Origin of the sequence: Corynebacterium callunae DSM 20147 (assembly GCF_000344785.1) — a bacterium.
In the GTDB taxonomy this organism is placed as follows: domain Bacteria; phylum Actinomycetota; class Actinomycetes; order Mycobacteriales; family Mycobacteriaceae; genus Corynebacterium; species Corynebacterium callunae.
Window position 1 is genome coordinate 2764987 of sequence record NC_020506.1, and the last position, 21861, is coordinate 2786847.

The window sequence follows — 21861 nt, forward strand, 5'->3', positions numbered from 1 at the left end:
TCACGGCTTATTTGATGAGGTGGCTGCGTGCGACGCAAAATTGCGACGAAACCAACCAACTAAAGAAAATACTACTTCGATCAATAAAGCGAGAGCGATAACTAAAATCGCACCGCCGAGCATTTCTCCATAATCCCGCGATTTCAGTCCGGAAAAGATGTACCTGCCCAAACCTGCATCAGCGGTATATGCAGCTAGTGTAGCTGTGGCGATCACTTGCACGAGGGCTGAGCGAACACCACCGAGAATAATTGGTCGTGCCAAAGGCAACTCCACACGCTGAATAATTTGTTTTTCAGTCATGCCAATAGCCCGAGAAGCTTTAACAGTAGCGGGGTCCACGCTGGCAATTCCGGAATAAAAACCAGCCAGCAGTGGGGGAATTACAAGAACCACCAAGGCAATCATTGGAGCAAGCAAACCAATGCCAAGCCACAGTCCTAAAAGGGTCAGTAGACCCAGAGTTGGGATAGCGCGCCCGGCACCAGCTAAAGCGGTAACGCATGCACCAGCGAATTCCTTTCCACGCCCGGCGCGCGGGCTTTTATGCCCAATCCACACGCCAAGTGGAAAAGCCACCACCATGGCGATAAGGAGTACCACCAAAGAGATTCCAATATGCTCGGCCAAACGCTGCGGAATTGATCCAGAGCCACTCCAATTTTGGGGGTCACTGAGCCATTGCATACTTAGGGCAAAAAGGTTCATCGTGCCGCCTCCGCAGGAGCGGAGCCTGCGGCATTCCGGGTCCATGGCAAAAGCAACTTGCCACCCCATACGCACGCAGCGTCAAGCAGCAACGCCACTACGACGGTGAGCAATAACCCACACACCACCTCTGCGATGATGCCACGTTGGAATCCATCGGTGAATAAAAATCCAAGGCTTTGGATGCCAACTACAGCTCCAACAGTCACCAAACTGACGGTGCTTACAGTGACAACTCTTAAACCCGCCAAAATGACAGGAGCTGCCAAAGGAAGCTGTACCGCCCAGAATTTTTGACGTGAGTTATAGCCAATTCCCTCGGCAGCCTTTAAAGCAGCAGCTGGCACGGATCCAAAACCATCAGTTACCGAACGCACCATCAAGGCAATGCCATAGAGGGTAAGCACAATAACCATGGTTGCCCCGGAGCGAATGTCGGTACCTACTAAGGCCGGTACCAGGATAAACATCGGTAGGGAAGGGATTGTGTAGAGCAAACCAATAAGGGTGAGAAGTGCTGCACGGCTAATTTTCCACCGGTGAGCTGCCCAACCAATGGGGATGGAAATAACCAGACTCAGCACAATTGCGGGGATCGCGTACATCAGATGCACCCCCATGAGCTGCAAAATCAGCTCAACGTTGTTGGAAAGCCACGTCATTTAAGCACTCCCAACGGCCGGCCACTAGCGTCCACCACGATGCTCACGCCATTTTCTTGACGCACCTGCAAAGAGCGTGCCCCTGATCCAAGGCCAATAAATTCGGAAACGAAGTCATTGGCAGGGGAGGAGAGAAGCTCCTGTGGCGTGCCTTTTTGTGCGATTTGCCCGAGTGGGCTCAGCACCACCACTTCGTCGGCAAGCGTAAAAGCCTCATCGATGTCATGGGTGACCAGGAGCACGGTCTTGCCCAGGTCTTTTTGGAGGCGGATGAGCTCTTGCTGGAGCTGAACGCGGACGATAGGGTCCACGGCGCCAAAGGGCTCATCCATGAGCAGGATTTCGGGGTCCGCAGCCAGTGCGCGGGCCACACCCACTCTTTGCTGCTGACCACCGGAAAGCTGCGCGGGATAACGCTGTGCCAGTGCGACATCAAGCCCCACTACCTCGAGCAGCTTGAGGGCGCGTGCCCGGGCGCGAGATTTAGATTCACCTTTAAGCACTGGAACGGTGGCAATATTGTCCAGCACCGTGCGGTGAGGCATCAGCCCGCCAGCCTGCAATACATATCCGATGGAGCGACGCAGCTGCACCGGATCCACGGTGGCCACATCGGTGCCGTCTACCAAAACTTTGCCCGAGGTCGGATCAATCATCCGATTAACCATGCTGAGCAGCGTAGATTTACCTGAACCGGAAGATCCCACCAGGGCAGTGATGGTGTGGGACTCTACTTTGAAGGAAACCCCATCCACCGCTTTCCGGCCCGATGCATAAGATTTGGAAACATTATCAAATTCGATCATGCGTTCACCTCGGGCTCCTTGTCTGGCATGAATGCATGCCGGTTATCTATACGGTACCGGGATTTTCGAGGGGCCACCGCACTTATACATACGCATGAAAGTGAGACAAAATTCCCACCACGTGATAAAGTGCCTTTTTGTGAACAACATTTGTCTATTCAATGGCACCCCATGCCAAGGCACCCAGTGGTGGTGGCGCGCTGTTTAAGCGAGCCTGATACCTCACGTTGATTTTTCACGGCTCGTACTTCGTTCGGCGAAGAAGCGGGCCTTTTGTGGTTTAAAGACCACAACCGGCAAGCCCCGGGTTCGAATGAAGCTCAAGCTAAATTTTTAGAGTTGTAATTTGATATCCCAGCGAAAGGCTTTCCCCACATGTTCCCCCACATGTTTTCCCCCACCGCACCGGCGGTGCTCTCATGAGCGCTAGCCCGCAGGTTATTAGCCGTCACGTGCGCTACCACGAGGATGCTTCCAGCTTGTTCGCTCACCTCGGCGGCACCACAGCTGATGATTCCGCACTCTTGGAAAGCGCCGATATCACCACCAAAAATGGCATTTCCTCTTTAGCAGTCCTGAAAAGCTCCGTACGCATCACCTGCTCGGGCCAAACCGTGCGTACCGAGGCCCTCACCCCTTCCGGTGAGCAAGTTATTGCACGCCTTAACGAGCAGCTCGCCACCTATAGCAACGGCGACAACTCCTTTACTTTCCCGGTCTCCGAGGCTGTCGACGAGCGCGAGCGCCTCACCGCAGTCAGCACCATCGAGGTTTTGCGCAAGCTGCAATTTGAATCCGGCTTTGAAGAATCCGGAATGCCCCTGCTCATGGGCGGTTTTGCCTTTGATTACTTAGAAACCTTCGAGGCGCTGCCCGCCGTCGAAGAGAGCATCAACACCTACCCCGATTATCAATTCCTGCTCGCCGAAATCGTGCTGGACATTAACCACCAAGAGCAAAAAGCGCAGCTCACAGGCGTATCCAGCGATCCAGCCGCACTAGAGGCCGAGCTCAACCAGCTTGCCACGCTTATCGACGATGCCCTCCCCGGGAGCGAGCACGCCTATCAGGTCACCCTGCACGAGGGCGACACCCTTCGGGTGCACGCCGATATTCCAGATGCAGAATTCCGCAAGCAGATCGTTGATCTCAAGGAAAATATCTACAACGGCGATATTTACCAGGTAGTACCAGCTCGTACCTTTAGCGCTCCATGTCCAGACGCTTTTGCTGCTTATTTGCAGCTCCGCGCCACCAACCCTTCCCCTTATATGTTCTATATCCGGGGACTTAATGAGGGTCGCTCCTATGAACTTTTTGGTGCCTCCCCCGAATCCAATCTGAAATTCACGGCAGCTGATCGTCAACTGCAGCTTTATCCCATTGCCGGTACTCGTCCTCGTGGTCTTAACCCTGATGGCACCATTAACGATGAGCTTGATATCCGCAATGAACTAGATATGCGCACCGACGCCAAGGAAATTGCCGAGCACACCATGCTGGTTGACCTTGCCCGCAACGATCTCGCCCGCGTTTCCGTCCCAGCTACGCGCCGGGTTGCCGATCTACTCCAAGTGGATCGCTACTCCCGCGTTATGCACTTGGTTTCCCGCGTGACCGCAGAACTAGATCCTGAACTGGACGCACTGGATGCCTACCGCGCCTGCATGAACATGGGAACCTTAACCGGCGCTCCAAAGCTGCGTGCTATGGAGCTGCTGCGCGGCGTCGAAAAGCGTCGTCGTGGTTCTTATGGTGGGGCAGTGGGGTACCTGCGTGGCAATGGCGACATGGATAATTGCATTGTTATCCGCTCTGCTTTTGTGCAAGATGGCGTGGCTGCGGTGCAAGCCGGCGCTGGTGTGGTGCGCGATTCCAACCCACAATCCGAAGCCGATGAAACATTGCACAAGGCCTATGCCGTACTGAATGCCATTGCACTTGCTGCTGGATCCACCTTGGAGGTCATCCGATGACTCACGTAGTTCTCATCGACAATCACGATTCCTTTGTTTATAACCTGGTTGATGCCTTCGCGGTGGCCGGTTATCGCTGCACCGTATTCCGCAATACCGTGCCAATTGAAACTGTTTTGGCAGCTCAGCCAGATCTGATTTGCCTGTCCCCAGGCCCAGGTTATCCAGCAACCGCCGGCAATATGATGGCGCTAATCGAGCAAACCCTGGGCAAGATTCCACTTTTGGGCATTTGCCTGGGCTACCAAGCTCTCATTGAGCATCATGGTGGCACCGTGGAACCTTGTGGGCCAGTACACGGCACCACCGATGACATGATCCTCACCGATGCTGGTGTGGCTCATCCTGTTTTTGCAGGTCTTGCCACCGATGTGGAGCCGGATCACCCCGAGATCCCGGGCCGCAAGGTGCCAATTGGGCGTTATCACTCTTTGGGATGTGTTAAGGAACCAGCCGGAATTATTTCCTTGGGCACCTGCCACGCGGAAATCGGCGAGGTCATCATGGCGGCAGCCACCACCGATGGCAAGGCCATTGGCCTGCAATTCCACCCTGAATCAGTGCTTAGCCCCTCCGGCCCAATCATTTTGAGCCGTTGTGTGGAAGCCCTGCTTAACAACTAATTTTTTATCGATTTTTTTGAAGGAGATTTTGACACCATGACATCTGCAGCAACGCTCAAGACCCTGAATGCTTACCTAGATAATCACAACCCCACCTTGGAAGAAGCCATCGAGGTTTTCACCCCGCTCACCGTGGGTGAATATGATGACGTCCACATTGCTGCTTTGCTGGCGACCATCCGCACCCGTGGCGAAACCTTCGCTGACATCGCTGGTGCAGCAAAGGCTTTTATTGCAGCTGGCCGTCCTTTCCCCATCACAGGTAAGGGCATTATGGATTCCGCTGGTACCGGTGGAGATGGTGCAAACACCATCAACGTCACCACCGGTGCTTCTTTGATCGCAGCTTCTGGCGGCGTGAAGATGGTCAAGTGCGGTAACCGTTCCGTGAGCTCCAAGTCCGGCTCTGCCGATGTTTTGGAAGCGCTTAACATTCCTTTGGGGCTTGATGTTGACCGTGCTGTGAAGTGGTTTGAGGCTTCTAACTTCACCTTCCTTTTTGCCCCTGCCTACAATCCTGCGATTGCCCATGTGCAGCCAGTGCGCCAGGCTCTGAAGTTCCCAACCATCTTTAATACCCTTGGGCCTTTGCTTTCCCCGGCGCGCCCGGAGATGCAGATCATGGGTGTGGCCCGTCCGGAGTCCGGCCAGCTTATTGCTGAGGTTTTCAAGGAACTTGGCCGCAAGCGTGCATTGGTCGTCCACGGCGCCGGCACCGATGAGATCGCAGTTCATGGCACCACCTTGGTATGGGAGCTGAAGGAAAACGGCGAGATCGAGCATTACAGCATCGAGCCAGAGGATCTGGGCTTGGGCCGTTATGAACTGGCGGATCTTGTTGGTGGCGTCGGTGCAGAGAACGCTGCTGCGATGCGCGCTACTTTTGCTGGCACCGGCCCTGATGCACACCGCGACGCCTTGGCTGCTTCTGCTGGTGCCATGTTCTACCTCAATGGTGATGTTGCCACTTTGAAGGAGGGTGCACAGAAGGCTTTGGGTTTGTTGGCTGATGGCACCACCGAGCAGTGGTTGGCAAAGCATGAGGAGATCGATTACTCAGATGAGGAGCAGAACTAAGAATGACCAGCAATAATTTGCCCACTGTTCTTGAGGGCATTGTGGAGGGTCGTCGCGGCCACCTCGAAGAGATCCGCGCTCGCATTGCACATGTGGATGTAGACAGCCTGCCTAAGTCCACTCGTTCCCTTTTTGATTCTTTGAATCAGGGTAGGGGAGGAGCGCGCTTTATTATGGAGTGTAAATCCGCCTCGCCTTCTTTGGGCATGATCCGTGAGCACTACCAGCCGGGTGAGATTGCCCGCGTGTACTCCCGTTATGCCGCTGGCATCTCGGTGCTGTGCGAGCCGGTACGTTTTGGTGGCGATTACAACCACTTGGCTACAGTCGCTGCAACCACCCACTTGCCGGTGCTCTGTAAAGACTTCATTATTGATCCCGTTCAGGTGCATGCCGCGCGTTACTTCGGCGCCGATGCCATCTTGCTTATGCTTTCTGTTTTAGACGATGCAGAGTATGCAGCGCTTGCTGCCGAGGCTGAGCGTTTTGGCTTGGATGTGCTCACCGAGGTAATTGATGAGGAAGAGGTTGAGCGCGCCATCAAGCTGGGTGCCAAGATTTTTGGTGTTAATCACCGCAACCTGCATGACCTTTCCATTGACCTGGATCGTTCTGCTCGTCTTGCCAAGCTGATTCCTGCTGATGCCGTGCTGGTTTCAGAGTCTGGCGTGCGTAATACCGAAACCGTGCGCCAATTGGGCGGCCACTCCAATGGCTTCCTGGTGGGTTCCCAGCTGACCAGCCAGGAAAACGTGGATCTCGCTGCCCGCGAACTGGTCTATGGCCCCAACAAGGTTTGTGGCCTCACCTCTGAAACAGCAGCTCAGGTGGCTCGCGCTGCTGGTGCGGTATATGGTGGCCTCATTTTTGAAGAGGCATCTTCTCGCAATGTTTCACGTGAAACATCGCAAAAAATCATCGCCGCCGAGCCTAGCCTGCGCTACGTTGCGGTGAGCCGCCGTACTTCTGGTTATCAGGAATTGCTTAGCGACGGCATCTTCGCCGTACAAATCCACGCCCCACTGCAGGGCAGCGTGGCTGCCGAGAAGGAGCTTATCAAGGCCGTCCGCGCCGAGGTCGGCGCAGACGTTGAGGTCTGGCGTGCTATTTCGATGTCTAGCGAGCTCGGCGCCGAGATTGCCCTGGCGGTGGCGGGAGACGTCGATAAGCTGGTTTTGGACGCCAATGATGGCGGCAGTGGCCAGACTTTCGACTGGTCCACTATCCCTGCTGAGGTGAAGGCGAAGGCCTTGTTGGCTGGCGGAATTTCCCCAGCGAATGCCACTGAGGCTTTGGCTGTGGGCTGTGCCGGTTTGGATATTAATTCCGGCGTGGAATACCCAGCTGAGGCAGGGCAGTGGGCTGGCGCCAAGGACGCAGGCGCTGTGCTAGAGATTTTTAAGACAATTTCGAACTTCCACTATTAAAGGTTAAAAAACATGACTGAAGAAAAGAAGCTCGGTGGCAGCACCTTATTGCCTGCCTACTTTGGTGAATTCGGCGGACAATTTGTTGCTGAATCCCTGCTGCCTGCGCTGGACCAATTGGAAAAGGCCTTTGTTGACGCCACCAATGATCCTGAATTCCGTGCGGAATTGGCTGGCTATTTGCGTGACTACTTGGGACGTCCCACCCCGCTGACCGAGTGCTCCAACCTGCCATTGGCAGGCGCTGGCAAGGGTTATGCACGGATCTTCCTCAAGCGCGAGGATCTGGTGCACGGTGGTGCGCACAAGACCAACCAGGTTATTGGTCAGGTATTGCTGGCTAAGCGCATGGGCAAGACTCGCATCATTGCAGAGACCGGCGCTGGCCAGCACGGCACTGCAACTGCACTAGCCTGCGCCCTGATGGGTCTGGAATGTGTCATTTATATGGGCGCTAAGGACGTCGCCCGCCAGCAGCCAAATGTTTATCGTATGCAGCTGCACGGCGCAAAGGTGGTTCCAGTAGAGTCCGGATCCGGCACCCTCAAGGATGCCGTGAATGAGGCACTGCGCGATTGGACCGCAACCTTCCACGAGTCCCACTACTTGCTTGGCACTGCTGCTGGCCCACACCCATTCCCCACGATTGTGCGTGAATTCCACAAGGTGATCTCCGAAGAGGCCAAGGCGCAGATGCTGGAGCGCACCGGCAAGCTTCCTGATGTTGTGGTTGCTTGTGTGGGTGGCGGTTCCAACGCCATTGGCATGTTTGCGGACTTCATTGATGAAGAAGGCGTTGAGCTGGTTGGTGCTGAGCCTGCCGGTGAAGGCTTGGATTCTGGTAAGCATGGTGCGACCATCACCAACGGCCAGATTGGCATTTTGCACGGTACCCGTTCTTATCTCATGCGTAACTCCGATGGCCAGGTTGAGGAATCCTATTCCATTTCCGCTGGTTTGGATTACCCAGGTGTGGGCCCCCAGCACGCATATTTGCACTCCATTGGACGCGCAACCTATGTGGGCATCACCGACGCCGAGGCACTGCAGGCATTCCAGTACTTGGCTCGTTATGAGGGCATCATTCCGGCTCTCGAGTCCTCCCATGCATTTGCCTACGCACTGAAGCGCGCTAAGACCGCTGAAGAAGAAGGCAAGCAGATCACCATTTTGGTTTCTCTTTCCGGCCGTGGCGATAAGGATGTTGACCACGTCCGCCACACTTTGGAAGAGCACCCAGAACTAGTCCTTGCTCGCGATGAAGCAGAAAGCGCGGAAAACTAATGAGCCGTTATACCGACCTTTTCACCCGCCTGGACGAAGCAGGGGAGGGCGCTTTTGTTCCCTTCGTGATGCTTGGAGATCCTGACCCTGAGGCTTGCTTTGAGATCATCTCCGCCATCATCGAAGCCGGTGCGGATGCTTTGGAATTGGGTGTGCCTTTTTCTGATCCCGTAGCCGACGGCCCTACCGTTGCCGAATCCCACCTGCGCGCCCTAGACGGCGGCGCCACCGTGGATAGCGCATTGGAGCAGATTAAGCGCGTGCGTGCTGCCTACCCAGAGATTCCAATTGGCATGCTCATTTACGGCAATGTGCCTTTCACCCGTGGCCTCGAGCGCTTCTATGAAGAATTTGCTGCAGCTGGTGCCGATTCCATTCTGCTGCCAGATGTGCCAGTCCGTGAAGGCGCACCATTTTCTGCAGCGGCCGCTGCTGCCGGAATTGATCCCATTTACATCGCACCAGCCAACGCTAGCGCCACTGTTCTTGAGGGTGTGTCCGCTGCTTCCAAGGGCTATATTTACGCGATCTCCCGCGATGGTGTGACCGGTACCGAGCGCGAATCTTCCACCTCTGGTCTTGCAGACGTGGTGAACAATATTAAGAAGTTCGAGGGCGCTCCGATTCTTTTGGGCTTCGGCATTTCCTCCCCACAGCATGTTGCCGACGCGATTGCTGCGGGCGCTTCTGGAGCCATTACCGGCTCTGCGATCACCAAGATCATCGCCTCCCACTGCGAGGGCGAGCATCCTAACCCTTCCCGGGTGAAGGATATGGAGGGTCTGAAGCGCGAGCTCAGCGAATTCATTTCTGCAATGAAGGCCGCAACTAAGAAGGCTTAAACCTCTTTGGCTCAGATTTAGGGCGCAAAAAAGGGCGCAGAAAAAGGGCAATGTTTCACGTGAAACATTGCCCTTTTTGTAATTCTCCTACGCTTTTCGACGCCGCCCAGCGGGGTGCCGCTGGAGGTTTGCGGCGGGGTTTAGGCTCGAGCTGGGGGAGTAGGGGCTCCTGCGGGTGGAGCAATCTTGGGGTAATTGCCAGCACTGACGGCTGGCGCTGCTTCTGCCTTTAGAGCACGCTCACGGTTGGGGGCCGGATCCCAATTGCCCTCAACCGCACGCTTCTGGAAGAACATAGCTCCGCCGAGGACGATGGCAGCGATAATCAGAAGCAGAATCACGCCTCCGATACCCTCCACCTTTGCAGCTGAACCAACAGCAATGCCGAACCAGCCAAAGTCAGCGTCACCAAAGGTGGTGTTTTCAGAGCCGAAGGAACCGAGCACTCCCAGCAAGAAAGCTGGCAGGAAAGTAATTAGGAGTCCATTAGCGAATGCACCGAAGACTGCTCCGCGTCGACCACCGGTGGCATTGCCATACACACCAGCTGCACCACCGGTGAAGAAGTGAGGCACCAGACCGGGGAGAATTAAGGCCACACCAAAAGCTGGGTTTAGCCAAGAAGCCAAAACTGCCAGGCCGAACAAACCACCCACAAAGGAGGAGATAAAACCGATTAGAACAGCATTCTGCGCATATGGGAAAACGATAGGAGCATCCAAAGCTGGAATTGCACCAGGCACAACCTTGGCTGCAATGCCTTGGAAAGCGGGCACCAGTTCACCCAAGATCGTGCGAACACCAAAGAGAATAACCGCTACGGCAACACCGAACTGCAAACCTTGGGTGAAGGCTTGCATGATGTAGTTGCCAACATTTGTGGCACCATTCGGGAAAGCAGTAAAGGCTTCTTCGGTGCCGGAGCGAACCATGAACAAGATCGCGAGAATGATGTACATGATCGCCATGGACAATGCGGTGGATACCATGGAATCGCGCAGGAAGCGTAAGCCTTCCGGAACTTTCAATTCCTCAGTGGAAGGGCTAGATTTCTCTCCCTTTCCTCCAACAAGTCGGCCAACTGCACCAGCTGCAACATAACCGGCAGTACCAAAGTGTCCAATTGCAATGGAATCATCACCGGTGACGCGGCGAGTCCATGGGTGCGCAAAAGCCGGCAAAGACACCATGAGGATGCCGAGCAGGAGAGCGCCAACGCCGACCACAACCCATGAATCAAAGCCTGCCGTAGCCAAAATGATGGTGAGCATAGTTGCCATGAAAAGCACATGGTGTCCGGTGAGGAACACATAACGCAGGTTTGTGAAGCGAGCCAGCACCAGGGATATGGCGAAGCCAAGAATCATCAACCACGCAACTTGAGCTCCGTATTGTGCTTGCGCGATTCCGGCGATTGCTTCGTTAGTTGGCACAACACCCTTCATGCCAGTGGCGCCCATAATCATCGCGCCCATTGGCTCTAGTGAAGTAGTGACCAAGGTAGCGCCCGCGCCAATGAGCAGGAATCCAAGAGTTGCTTTGATCGCTCCGCCAATGACTTGACCGGTGGAACGTCCCATCGCACCCAGTCCCACGGCAGTGATGATGCCGATAAGAAAAGCGGGGACTGCGAGGATTTCATTTACCAGAAATAGCGGAATGGTTAACCAATCCATTTTTATCAATCCTTATGTATGAGAGTTAAGCGACTTAAATGTCATAAAGTTCACGGAGTGCTGCATCAATTTCATCAGTGCTAGTGAAGTCATTGATCACATGAACAGGGATTCCGACATCTCCCAAAGTGCGAGCGATTTCTCCAGAAGTCATGATCAAGTCAGCTTCTTTGGCTTTGCCCTTGGCTGAAATGGTGTCGGTGGCTTCGACTGTCATATACGGGCCCCAACCCCAAACATCAAAAACTTGCTCGAGGGTGTTCTTCAGGAAGAGGGAAGTGCCCAATCCATTTCCGCATACGGTGAGAATCTTGTCGTATGTTTTGGTCTGCGTTGGGGTTTTTACCGCAGCTGAGGGAGAAGTTGCCGCTTTCTTTGTGGCAGGCGCTGCTGCCTTTTCCAAGATGGCCTGGATTTCTTCAGGGCTCTGAGCTTCATTCAGATCCTTGCGATATTTTCCTAAGGCCTTTGCAAGAGCAGCCATTGCTTGGTTGTGTGCAGTAGCGTCCTTGGCTGCCAGTGCCACGATCAAATCAACCGGATCGTTTTTCTCGTGGCCGAAATTCACCGGACTAGCCAAGCGCACCCAGGACATTGCTGTCTCATGTACAGCTGCGCTGGGCCGTGCATGTGCGAATGCAAATCCTGGAGCCACCACGATATATGGCCCATTTTCTTCCACGCTGGCGATCATGGCCTCGGTATAACTGGATTCGATGCTGTGCGTCTTCTCTAGAAGAGCACCTGCGGCGCGAATACCGTCGCGCCAATCGGTGGCCTCTCGATCAAGGTCTATGCGTTCTGCTGTCAGCAGCTCTTTGAATACAGACATAGCTTGAGACTAGTTCACAATGGTGTTCTTTAAGTGGGTTCGGACACATATCCACATGCAATAAATTCACATTCAAACAAAAGGCCAATGTTTCACGTGAAACATTGGCCTTTTGAGCACCTCTAAATAAGTCTCATTAGTCACCGCCAAACCTCTATCCTTTCCCCTCCGAGGGGAGTTCAATTAGGAGTATGAGCACACTGGCAATTCAAGTTCGTGGACTCTTTAAAAAGTTCGGTCATTTTGTGGCGCTTGATCATCTCTCTTTTGATGTTGCTCAAGGCAGTATTCACGGTTTCCTCGGGCCCAATGGCTCTGGAAAATCCACAGCAATCCGTACCCTCATTGGTGTTCTCACTCCCACAGCTGGACAGGTGGAAGTGCTGGGACAAGACCCCATTAAAAACCCACGAGTTTTAAAACAGGTGGGTTATGTTCCTGGAGATGTTTCCCTCTGGGAGAACCTCCGGGGTGGGGAAGTGCTACGCGCTATGGAATCGCTGCGTGGCATTAAGAACGATCCAGTCCGCGAGGCGGAATTGATCGAAGCATTCGCCTTTGACCCGAGGAAGAAAGTGCGGGAGTACTCCACCGGAAATCGTCGTAAAGCAAGCATCATTGCCGCAATGGCGCATCGCCCTGAACTGCTCATCCTTGATGAGCCCACCGCCGGGCTGGATCCTTTAATGGAGCAGGTGTTTATGCGTGAAATTCGGCGCGCTCGTGATGAAGGCGCAACTGTTTTTCTCAGCAGCCATATCCTCAGCGAGGTGGAGGCCTTGTGCGATTATGTCACCGTACTCAAAGAGGGTCGCGCTGTAGTCTCCAACGAGGTCAGCTATCTGCGCCAAATCTCTGCCCACCATATAAGTGCCAGCATCGCCGATATTCCACTCCTGCTGCGCCGGGATCCCAAGGTGGAGTTTGATAAAGGGCAGTTGAGGATTACCACCACAGCGGAAAATGTCCCGAATATTTTGCGCATCATTATTGATGCCGGTGGCCAAGACATCACCAGTACCCCGGCTTCATTGGAGGAAATGTTCTTTAAAAACTTTGAGAGGCGGGAGTCATGATTCGCCTTAATCTCCGTTTGAAGCGCGTTCTCATTATCTGCTGGCTGCTGGGAATTTGGGCAATGTTGGCAATCACTCCTAGCTCCTATTTGAGTTACTAACCGGAACTTACAGACCGCACCCAGATGATCGCAGAAGTACAACACAATTTGGGCACGCAAGCCATGTATGGAGTCCTGCATTCTCCCGGAAATATTGGACAATTAACCAATTGGAAGACGGGCGCCTGGTTGACAATCCTCTCTGCCATAATGAGCGTTTTATTGCTCAGCTCGCTGCATCGCGCAGCAGAATTCAAAGGCACCGGCGAGCTCATCCAATCAACTGGACATCGTCGCTCCAAAGTCTTAAAGGCGGCGCTGCTCAGCGGCGGGGTAGTGGCTCTCATTAATGGCATGGTCTCCGCACTAATTTTGATCGTCTTGAGATTCCTGCTCACCCCAGAACTCACCATCGCGGGGTCTATTAGCTATGGCATGAGCATCACGCTCACAATGTTGGGTGTGATGGCACTTGCCAGCATTGCACAGAGTTTGTGGGGCAATTCTCATAACCTCAATCGGCTCGGCCTGCTGGTTATTGCCGTCGCCTTCCTAGTGCGAGTTTTTGCCGATACCTCCACGCAGTCCTGGGCGCATTACCTAAATTGGGTTTCGCCCTTGGGCTGGCGTTCAGTGATCGATTCTTTTGGCAGTGAGAACTGGGCCAGCATTATTGTCTTCACATTGGCATGCATCGGACTATCCGGCATTGCGTTGTGGCTTAATTCCGCGTGCGAATTCAACTCCCATCTCATCCACTTGCCTCGCACACTCCAGCTACGCCAACATTAAATCCGCGGTCTGCTGAGCCTTAACTTGCTGCTGCACCGTGGCAGTATCATCACCTGGTCGCTGGTGGTCGGCCTCATGTTGCTCACCTTTTTACCGCTTATCGATTCCCTCATACCGCTGCTCCAAGAAGATGAAGCCACGCGCCAAGCACTGCAATCCTTCATTCCCTTGGACGACCTCCAGCAAGCTTTTATCACCTACGCCTTCCAGCTTTGCGCCGTACTGGTGACCATTGCGTGCATCGCGCCGATCGTCAACTACATCACCGAAGAGCACCGCGGCACCGTCGATCTGATCCGCAGCGCAGGCACCGCCCGTTACGCGCCCTTAGAGGGCGCTGTAGTAATAAGCTTTGCGACGCTTGCTTGCTGCACGATCTTCGCTATCGCTGGAGGCTTAGTCGCGCTGCAAATACAAACCTCGACGGTAGAGCAGGGAAGTACCTTAATCCTCGTCGCTTCACTAAAGCTCTTCCTGCAAGTTGTGGTGTTCATTGGGATAGCAGTACTTATCGCTGGCGTCGCTCCACACCTCATTCACTTTTCCTGGCTTCCGATTGTTGCAGCAACAGTATTTTCCGTTTTTGGCCAAGTTCTCGGGCTTAGCCAGCAGACAGTTGAACTATCGCCCTTTAGCCAAACAGATCTTTCCATTCTGCTTGCCTTCGCAGGTTTTGGGGTTATAGCGGTGGGAGCCGGTTTGTGGGGATCGTCTCTGAGAGAAATTTCCAAATGAGGGGCATTACCGGACATTTAGGAGAATACTTAAGACTATGACTGAATCCGCCCTTCCTTGCAGCCGCCGTACCTTCCTCCTGGGTACCGCTACCACCTTCGCAGGCGCATTCCTCGCTGCCTGTGGCACCAGCCCCAATAATGAAGTTGCTGCCACGGATGTTCCCGTGGGCAGCGCTGTGGCCCTCGAGACCGTCATCATTGCGCAACCTACAGCGGGCCATTATGTTGCTTACTCAGCTACCTGCCCGCATGCCGGAAGTCGTATCACCAAGGTTGACGGCGATACCGTGCAATGCCTAAACCACAATTCCGTCTTCAAGATTTCTGACGGCTCTGTTGTTTCCGGACCCGCCCAAACTGGCCTCAAAGCCGCAACCCTCACCCAAAATGGAGACACACTCAGCGCCACCGAGTCTTAGCTATCAAATAAAAAGGCAATGTTTCACGTGAAACATTGCCTTTTTATTTACCAGACTCCGCGCCAGTAGGAACGAGGGTAGTGGATCTCTTCAGTTTTAAGCCCTAATTGATGAGCTGCCTTTAGCGGCCAAGAAGGCTCCCTTAGAGCCGCGCGACCAATGGTAATGATATCCGCATCGCCATTATCTAGGTGCTGCTGCGCTTGCTGAGCCTCAGTAATCATGCCCACGGCAGAAGTCGGGATTCCAACTTCTTGCTTAACCTGTCGCGCAAATTCGACCTGATAGCTTGGACCAACCGGAATGCGAGCTGCTGCCACACCGCCGGTTGAGATATCGACAGCATCTACACCAAGCTCCTTGAGATCAGCTACAAGCTTGACGGTTTGATCGCCATCCCAGGAAGGTTCATCATCAATCCAATCCGTGGCTGAGATGCGAGCAACCAGTGGCATGCCTTCTGGGATGACGCTTCGAATCGCAGTGGCCACCTCACGGAAGAGGCGAGTGCGGTTTTCAAAACTGCCGCCATATTCGTCGGTGCGCTTATTGGAGATGGGGCTTAAGAATTGGTGCAAAAGGTATCCATGCGCACCGTGGATTTCGATGACATCAAATCCCGCTTCAACTGCACGCTGTGCTGCAGCAGCAAAATCAGCGACGACTTTCTTAATCCCATCAATGGTCAATTCTTGTGGCGTATCCAATCCTTCTTGGGCCACCGCACTAGGAGCGAAGGTCTGCCATCCACCTTCTGCCTCCGATTGAGTGCCATTGGGGACGCCAGGGAGCCAAGGATAGGTGCTTGCCTTACGGCCGGCGTGATTTAATTGAACTCCCATTTTTGCTCCCTGAGAATGTACAAAATTTGTAATTTTCTTCCAGGCAACAACTTGCTCATCATTCCACAGCCCAGTGCAATTGGGGGAGATTCGACCTTCGGGACTGACACCAGTGGACTCTGCAATGAGTAATCCAAACCCTCCGACAGCTCGAGCACCATAATGAACCAGATGCCACTCATGAGGAACACCGTCATTTTTATCAACTTGATACTGACACATCGGCGCCAGCCAAATTCGATTTGAGATCTCTAGGGACCGCAGAGTGATAGGGGAGAGGAGTGAAGTCATGATCACGACGATAGCTCACCCTCGTTTCATAGGCACGGAAAGGGTGAAAATTGGCCCGCCAGTCCCGTCTCGAAAGTACACTCATACCTGTTTGATTATCGACACTGTGACAAAAAGAAAACTTAGGTATGGAGGAGCGTTAAGTCTGCCCCACGGAGCGTAACGACACTTTTTAGTGGGCTTAACCCACTATCTGGTAATCCCATGATTGTGAAACCTAATAGCAGAGCTAACCAATTTTTGGAGTTTTGGAATATCGAGGAGGCCATAAGTTGCGCGCAATCGTTTGCAGGCTGCTATTTCTCAAACCCGGAAGAATGGAACGAAATGTGCGTCCATCGAATAAAAGAACTAATACCTGAACCCTAGCCTACCTTGCACAGGAATAACAACCGCAACATCTCGCCCCAAAAGGGGTCAAAGAGCCCTAAAATGACCTGGACCCTGTCCCCACGCCACCCCTGCGCCGTACACTAAAACCCATGCTTGCACGCCTAAAACGATTAGACCCCCTCATTGTCCTGATTGTGCTGGCAGTCATCATTGCAATCATCATCCCGGTACGCGGCGTCGCTGCTGAATGGTTTGATATCGCAGTGAAGATCGCCATTGCAGTCCTCTTCTTTCTTTATGGTGCCCGCCTATCGACGCAAGAGGCCCTCAACGGCCTCAAGCATTGGCGTTTGCATGTCACCATTTTGCTCATCACTTTTGTCATTTTCCCGCTCATCGGCATCGGCCTCGAGCCGCTTACATTCTTCATCTCCGATGATATTTACAAGGGAATCCTCTTCCTGACGCTCGTTCCTTCAACCGTGCAGTCCTCGGTGGCGTTTACCTCCATCGCCAAGGGAAATGTGGCGGGTGCGATTGTGGCGGCGTCACTTTCCAATCTGGTTGGAGTGTTTATTACACCATTGCTGGTCATGCTCATCATGTCTGCCGGCGGGGGAGTACATGTTGATCCAAAGGTCTTCCTCGACATCGCTGTCCAACTGCTTTTGCCCTTCATTTTGGGACAGCTGTGCAGGCGCTGGGTAAAGAACTTTGCAGCTAAGAAGGCCACCAAAATCGTTGACCGCGGCTCGATTGCCATGGTCGTTTATTCAGCGTTTTCTGCAGGCGTGGTGGGAGGAGTTTGGTCTACCGTTCAACCATGGGAAGTCCTCTTCCTTATCGTCTTCGCAGCCGTAATGGTGAGTGCGATGTTGTGGTTCACCATGTTTGTGGCAACTCGCATTGGATTTAACCGTGCAGATTCTATTGCTATTCAGTTCTGTGGCACCAAGAAATCACTAGCTACTGGTTTGCCAATGGCGGCAGTTATCTTCGGTGGCGCCAATATTGGCCTCCTCATCTTGCCCCTGATGATCTTCCACCAGGTACAGTTGATGATCTGTGCTTGGCTGGCTGCTCGTTATGGCAAGGACGCTCAGGAGCAAAAAGCTCAAGTTTAAAGCGTTGCAAAGCATTCAATTAGTAGCGGTGTTCACCTCCAAAAGGAAGGGAACACCGCTTTTTTAGTTCCCTGAATAAAACCATATCTAAAAATAGACAGCTTGGTCTACCCTTGCGGAAAGCTAAAATACTTTAGGAATTGAGGGCACCATGATCAGCATTCGAGAAAAGACCTTAACTTTTGACGAGCACGCATGGGCCACATGGCATCAAGAAAGAATTAAGGCGGCATCTAGCCCACTTGGCCCTACAAGTCTGATTGCCACCCGCTGGATTAGTGCTACTACGTTGTCTAACGCTCACGAGTTTCCCAACCTGCCGGGACGCTGGTATCGCCGAGGCGGGGGAGTAGTGGGAATTCACCTTCCACCGTCTTTTACAACAACTGGCACACTACAAATCCTGCCCGGGGAAATTGCCCAAACCACGTCATTTAACCTCGCCATTGCTGAGCGTATCGGAGAAATCGCACTGGAAGTTTATGATCGACAATCTCCAGCGGAGACAAGGTTTAGGACCATCGAGACTTATCCTCCAGCTGCTCATTGGCAGCTACGAGCACGCTTTTATCCCCAGGCAGAAAGTGTTAATCTCACTGCCGCGGATGGCCTTATAGTGCCTACCCCAACCGTGGGTTGGGTGGTTTTTGAGAAGGAGGGACGCGAATTCCGTTTGAGAGTGTGCAATGTGGGACAAAGATTGCGAGCGGTTTTTAGCGATAAGACGACGTCTCAAGGTGTATTTCGCTTTAGATGTTTAGATATTGAAGCTCCCGACATTAATGGTGAGACCGTCGTGGACTTTAATCGGGCTTATCTACCCGCGGTCGCTTTTAGTGAGCACTTCTTATGTGCCGGCCCTTCCATCGCAAATGGACTTAACCTCGAGGTTGAAGCTGGTGAAAAGTGGGTGGTGGGAGATTTTTGACAGCAAAAAAGGGCAATGTTTCACGTGAAACATTGCCCAGCTGGCAGCCAAAGCTCACCATGAAGTGGTGAACCTTAGGTCGAGGAGGTGTCGACAAGCCTCCTGCCTAACTTAGGAAGAAAGGTTGCTGAGGAGGTTCTGCGCTGCTGGAGCCTCGTGAGGTGCAGGTGCTGCCTGCTGTACTGGAGCAGCCTGCTGGAACCATTCCTGAACCTGTGGGACTGGGTTGAAGTTCTGAACCCACTGGGAAGGCTGGAACTGCTGTGCAACTTCGGTGAAATGCTGGATCTGATCGAACATGTGGAAACTCCTTTGTGAGAAATGGTTTTAAGGTGGGATTCTTCCAATTAGGAAGAAAGAACTACTGCGGAGAAGATCTCAGAAACGCTGTCGAGAACGGTGTTGAAGATGTTGACGATGTAATCCATATGAGGATCCTTTTCTTTTGAATCGAGAGAATCTTTTGATTCCCCAGCAGCGGCGTTTCCGTTGCCGTAATGAAGAGTCAACACCTCAAAGAAAAAACAAGCAAACAGCAAAACAGCCCTTCAAAAGGCGTGCGACCAGGCAATATGCAAAAATTCTGGAGTTCATGTGAAGTTCACAGCACCATCATCTAGCTGTGTTTTTTGGTCATTTCTTTAAATACATCGATAACTCCCAGAAACCTTGGTTATGAAAATACTGTTAGACTGCTAGTTTTTACATCGTCCCAGCTAAAAGCACCTAGACGCGGAACAATGAAATCGATATTTATTTCCGGAGCAGCCCAAGGAATCGGCCGTGCAGTAGCAGAAAAGTTTCTTTTGGAGGGATGGCAAGTAGGCGCATACGACATTGCGAGCATCGAATATGAACATCTCAACCTCCACAAGGGACGGCTCGATGTCACTAAAGCCGAGGAGTGGGAGAGTGCTCTTGCGGACTTCGCTGCAGTTACTGGCGGAACCATTGATGTGGTGGACAACAATGCAGGAATCATTATAGATGGGCCTCTTGCCAAAGCCGAGGAAGGCGACGTCGAAAAGCTTATTGCAGTAAACGTGGCCGGAGTGACTCTTGGTGCCCGCGCGGCGCACCCCTATTTGAAGCGCACGCCGGGCGCACATCTGGTGAATATGGCTTCGGCATCGGCAGTTTATGGGCAGCCGAATATTGCGGTGTATTCCGCCAGTAAGTTTTATGTGGTGGGTTTGACGGAGTCTTTGGAATTGGAGTGGCGCCGTGATGGCATCCGAGTCGTTGATATTTGGCCACTGTGGGCGAAGACTTCGCTGGCGCAGGTTGACGCTGCGTCGACGCGCCGTTTAGGAGTGCGGATTACGCCGGAACAGGTTGCGGAGGCCGTGTGGGCGGCGGTGCATCCGAAGAATCGCTGGGCGCGGGGCAAGGTTCATTATGGGGTTTCTGCGCTGGATAAGGCTTTGTATGTGGCGAAGTCCTTGGCGCCAGACCGCATGACGCGCTTTTTGACCAAGATTGTGGCTGGGTAAAGCAAATAAAAAAAGTCTGGATCTTCATGGAAGAGCCAGACTTTTTTGTGCTTTGAATGTTGTTTAGCGGACGTCGATAAACTTCTTCAGGACCCAGTTCTTGGATGCAATGATCACAAGACCAATGATGATGGTGATAACACCAACGGTGATGAAGAAGGTCTTCTCAGCGCCAGCGTCGGTGGGGTCGTAGTAACCGCCGAGGGTGCCGGAGAGGGAAGTACCCATGGAGACTGCCATCAGCCACACTGCGAACATGCGAGACTGGAAGGCCGCTGGAGCGACCTTGGTGGCAAGGGAGTTGCCAACCGGGGAGAGCAGGAGCTCGGCGATGGTGAAGAGGAAGTAGACCCAGATAATCAAAGCCATTGGAGTGGAGTTGTCTCCGCCGCCTGCGAAAGGCAGGAAGAAGAACAAGGCAACACCGATGACGATATTTGCCACACCGAACTTCACTGCGGTAGACCACTGCTTAGCGCCCAGCTTGGTCCACAAGGTGGCGAAGATACCAGAGAAGACGATGATAAAGATTGGGTTGAAGGAGTTGATCAATCCTGGGGGCAGATCAATTCCGAAGAAGTTGCGGTCCAAACGAGTGTCGGAGTACACAGCCAAAACAGTGAACTGAGTCTGGAAGATCGCGAAGAAGAGCACACCACCAATGAACATTGGGATGAAGCCCAGCAGGCGAGACTTCTCGGCAGCGCTGGTGAGAGGGGAGGTGTACATCTGAGCAAGCAGGCCGATAGCTGCAATCAAAGCGATAAGCGCGGTGATGTTAGAGAGCCATTCCAGCTTGATAATGCCGGTGGCAACCAAAGCAACAACGATGGCCACAACGACGAGAGCGCCGATAAGCCAGGCGGCGTACTGGCTCTTTGGAAGTGGGTTTGGAACATCGTGTCCAGCAGCGCCAATAGTGGTCTTACGCATTGCAACGTACTGGATAAGGCCGAGCGCCATACCAACTGCTGCGATACCGAAGCCCCAGTGGAAACCACCCCAGCCCCAGATAGCGTTGGTGATCAGTGGTCCGAAGAGGCCACCGATGTTGACACCCATGTAGAAGATGGAGAAACCTGCATCGCGACGAGGGTCAGTGTGGGAGTACAGCTGACCGAGCACAACCTGAGCCGCAGTCTTAACGCCACCGGAACCTAGGCCGATGAGGACCAGGCCGATGGAGAGGCCAACATAGCCCGGGATGAGTGCCAGCGCGAGGTGGCCAATCATGACGACGATGGCGGAGTAGAAGAGGGTCTTCTCAGAACCGAATACACGGTCTGCCAAGAAGGAAGCCACCAGGGACGTCATGTAGACAAATCCGCCGTAGGCACCCACGATGGAAAGAGCTGCCGTTTGATCCATACCCAGGCCACCTTCGGTGACTGAGTAGTAGAGGTAGAAGGCGAGGATGGACTGCATGCCGTAGAAGCTGAAGCGCTCCCACATTTCCACGCCGAAGAGGTTGGCCAGGCCCCATGGCTGGCCAAAGAACTGTTTCTCGCGGTGAGCGTCAGTAGCTACAGAACCACTACTAGGTTCAGTAGGCTCCGGTACCACACCACCTTTGCTTGTGTCGGTATTCATTCGATTAATGATTCCGCACCATAAAGCACAATTCCAATCCCAATCCCAGCTTGAACAGCGCAATCTCAGCTCAATTTCGATTTAATGTTTCACGTGAAACATTCTTAATAGCTTTTCACAGGCTTTTAGATGGAGCGGAAAGCGCGTCTTCTAATTCGGCAGGTTTTTGTTTTGTGGATAGAATGTGGGAATTTCAGCCACATTTACCCCATCAAAGGGGTGAAAAATGGCTTGTTGAGGTACATTAAACACCCTCTTTAAGGACCGACTCCAATATTCCCA

At 53.1% G+C, this 21861-nt stretch carries 22 protein-coding genes; 13 read left to right on the plus strand and 9 right to left on the minus strand.

The window, feature by feature from the left end; all coding sequences use genetic code 11:
• From H924_RS12820 to H924_RS12830, 3 genes are read right to left on the minus strand one after another with little or no spacing between them, the layout of a single operon-like run.
• Entirely contained in the window at nucleotides 1–708 is a 708-nt protein-coding gene (locus tag H924_RS12820; protein WP_015652384.1) for an ABC transporter permease, read from the minus strand.
• Nucleotides 705–1370 carry an ABC transporter permease gene (locus H924_RS12825; RefSeq protein ID WP_015652385.1) on the minus strand — a complete coding sequence of 222 codons (666 nt, stop codon included), beginning with the start codon at nucleotides 1368–1370 and terminating at the stop codon, nucleotides 705–707. Before H924_RS12825 ends, H924_RS12820 begins: the two co-directional genes overlap by 4 nt.
• Complete coding sequence (locus H924_RS12830; protein WP_015652386.1) at nucleotides 1367–2176, minus strand: ABC transporter ATP-binding protein; 810 nt, start codon at nucleotides 2174–2176, stop codon at nucleotides 1367–1369. Before H924_RS12830 ends, H924_RS12825 begins: the two co-directional genes overlap by 4 nt.
• Before the next feature lie 419 nt (nucleotides 2177–2595).
• Between H924_RS12830 and H924_RS12835 the strand changes: the two genes are divergently transcribed.
• From H924_RS12835 to trpA, 6 genes are read left to right on the plus strand one after another with little or no spacing between them, the layout of a single operon-like run.
• Nucleotides 2596–4152 (plus strand): anthranilate synthase component 1, encoded by a 1557-nt coding sequence (locus tag H924_RS12835; protein ID WP_015652387.1) that lies wholly within the window; start codon nucleotides 2596–2598, stop codon nucleotides 4150–4152.
• Complete coding sequence (locus tag H924_RS12840; protein WP_015652388.1) at nucleotides 4149–4775, plus strand: anthranilate synthase component II; 627 nt, start codon at nucleotides 4149–4151, stop codon at nucleotides 4773–4775. The genes H924_RS12835 and H924_RS12840 overlap by 4 nt, the downstream gene beginning before the upstream one ends.
• Before the next feature lie 36 nt (nucleotides 4776–4811).
• Nucleotides 4812–5852: an anthranilate phosphoribosyltransferase gene (gene trpD / locus H924_RS12845; protein WP_015652389.1), complete on the plus strand. Its 1041-nt coding sequence runs from the start codon at nucleotides 4812–4814 to the stop codon at nucleotides 5850–5852.
• Between the two features lie 2 nt (nucleotides 5853–5854).
• Nucleotides 5855–7279: a bifunctional indole-3-glycerol-phosphate synthase TrpC/phosphoribosylanthranilate isomerase TrpF gene (gene trpCF / locus H924_RS12850; protein ID WP_015652390.1), complete on the plus strand. Its 1425-nt coding sequence runs from the start codon at nucleotides 5855–5857 to the stop codon at nucleotides 7277–7279.
• 12 nt (nucleotides 7280–7291) lie between these two features.
• On the plus strand, nucleotides 7292–8563 hold the full coding sequence (gene trpB / locus H924_RS12855) for a tryptophan synthase subunit beta (protein ID WP_015652391.1): 1272 nt from the start codon (nucleotides 7292–7294) through the stop codon (nucleotides 8561–8563).
• Nucleotides 8563–9405, plus strand: coding sequence for a tryptophan synthase subunit alpha (gene trpA / locus H924_RS12860; RefSeq protein WP_015652392.1), 843 nt, complete (start codon nucleotides 8563–8565; stop codon nucleotides 9403–9405). Before trpB ends, trpA begins: the two co-directional genes overlap by 1 nt.
• Nucleotides 9406–9545: 140 nt before the next feature.
• Here trpA and H924_RS12865 read toward each other — a convergent pair whose 3' ends face one another.
• Both H924_RS12865 and H924_RS12870 read right to left on the minus strand, forming a co-directional pair.
• Nucleotides 9546–11081 (minus strand): PTS ascorbate transporter subunit IIC, encoded by a 1536-nt coding sequence (locus H924_RS12865; RefSeq protein WP_015652393.1) that lies wholly within the window; start codon nucleotides 11079–11081, stop codon nucleotides 9546–9548.
• Between the two features lie 34 nt (nucleotides 11082–11115).
• Nucleotides 11116–11913, minus strand: a complete 798-nt coding sequence (locus H924_RS12870) for a PTS sugar transporter subunit IIA (protein WP_015652394.1) — start codon at nucleotides 11911–11913, stop codon at nucleotides 11116–11118.
• Between the two features lie 191 nt (nucleotides 11914–12104).
• Here H924_RS12870 and H924_RS12875 point away from each other — a divergent pair, with 191 nt between their 5' ends.
• The 4 genes from H924_RS12875 (at nucleotide 12105) to H924_RS12885 (ending at nucleotide 14978) form a co-directional block, all read left to right on the plus strand.
• On the plus strand, nucleotides 12105–12989 hold the full coding sequence (locus tag H924_RS12875; protein WP_015652395.1) for an ABC transporter ATP-binding protein: 885 nt from the start codon (nucleotides 12105–12107) through the stop codon (nucleotides 12987–12989).
• 125 nt (nucleotides 12990–13114) lie between these two features.
• The gene (locus H924_RS13720; protein ID WP_155861970.1) at nucleotides 13115–13822 is read left to right on the plus strand and encodes a hypothetical protein; all 708 of its coding nucleotides are present in this window, start codon (nucleotides 13115–13117) and stop codon (nucleotides 13820–13822) included.
• A 24-nt stretch (nucleotides 13823–13846) separates the two neighbouring features.
• The gene (locus H924_RS13725; RefSeq protein WP_155861971.1) at nucleotides 13847–14557 is read left to right on the plus strand and encodes a hypothetical protein; all 711 of its coding nucleotides are present in this window, start codon (nucleotides 13847–13849) and stop codon (nucleotides 14555–14557) included.
• Nucleotides 14558–14594: 37 nt separating this feature from the next.
• Nucleotides 14595–14978 carry a Rieske (2Fe-2S) protein gene (locus H924_RS12885; RefSeq protein WP_015652397.1) on the plus strand — a complete coding sequence of 128 codons (384 nt, stop codon included), beginning with the start codon at nucleotides 14595–14597 and terminating at the stop codon, nucleotides 14976–14978.
• Nucleotides 14979–15025: 47 nt separating this feature from the next.
• On the opposite strand, the gene H924_RS12890 is transcribed toward H924_RS12885, so the two are convergent.
• Entirely contained in the window at nucleotides 15026–16111 is a 1086-nt protein-coding gene (locus H924_RS12890; protein WP_029703556.1) for an NADH:flavin oxidoreductase/NADH oxidase, read from the minus strand.
• A gap of 482 nt (nucleotides 16112–16593) precedes the next feature.
• Here H924_RS12890 and H924_RS12895 point away from each other — a divergent pair, with 482 nt between their 5' ends.
• The gene (locus H924_RS12895; protein ID WP_015652400.1) at nucleotides 16594–17568 is read left to right on the plus strand and encodes a bile acid:sodium symporter family protein; all 975 of its coding nucleotides are present in this window, start codon (nucleotides 16594–16596) and stop codon (nucleotides 17566–17568) included.
• 151 nt (nucleotides 17569–17719) lie between these two features.
• On the plus strand, nucleotides 17720–18496 hold the full coding sequence (locus H924_RS12900; protein WP_029703560.1) for a DUF1684 domain-containing protein: 777 nt from the start codon (nucleotides 17720–17722) through the stop codon (nucleotides 18494–18496).
• Between the two features lie 111 nt (nucleotides 18497–18607).
• Here H924_RS12900 and H924_RS12905 read toward each other — a convergent pair whose 3' ends face one another.
• Entirely contained in the window at nucleotides 18608–18796 is a 189-nt protein-coding gene (locus tag H924_RS12905) for a hypothetical protein (RefSeq protein ID WP_015652402.1), read from the minus strand.
• A gap of 47 nt (nucleotides 18797–18843) precedes the next feature.
• Nucleotides 18844–19005 carry a hypothetical protein gene (locus H924_RS14285; protein WP_155861972.1) on the minus strand — a complete coding sequence of 54 codons (162 nt, stop codon included), beginning with the start codon at nucleotides 19003–19005 and terminating at the stop codon, nucleotides 18844–18846.
• A gap of 231 nt (nucleotides 19006–19236) precedes the next feature.
• Between H924_RS14285 and H924_RS12910 the strand changes: the two genes are divergently transcribed.
• Nucleotides 19237–19989: an SDR family oxidoreductase gene (locus H924_RS12910; RefSeq protein WP_015652404.1), complete on the plus strand. Its 753-nt coding sequence runs from the start codon at nucleotides 19237–19239 to the stop codon at nucleotides 19987–19989.
• 63 nt (nucleotides 19990–20052) lie between these two features.
• Here H924_RS12910 and H924_RS12915 read toward each other — a convergent pair whose 3' ends face one another.
• Nucleotides 20053–21579 (minus strand): peptide MFS transporter, encoded by a 1527-nt coding sequence (locus H924_RS12915; protein WP_015652405.1) that lies wholly within the window; start codon nucleotides 21577–21579, stop codon nucleotides 20053–20055.
• Nucleotides 21580–21861 lie beyond the last annotated feature (282 nt).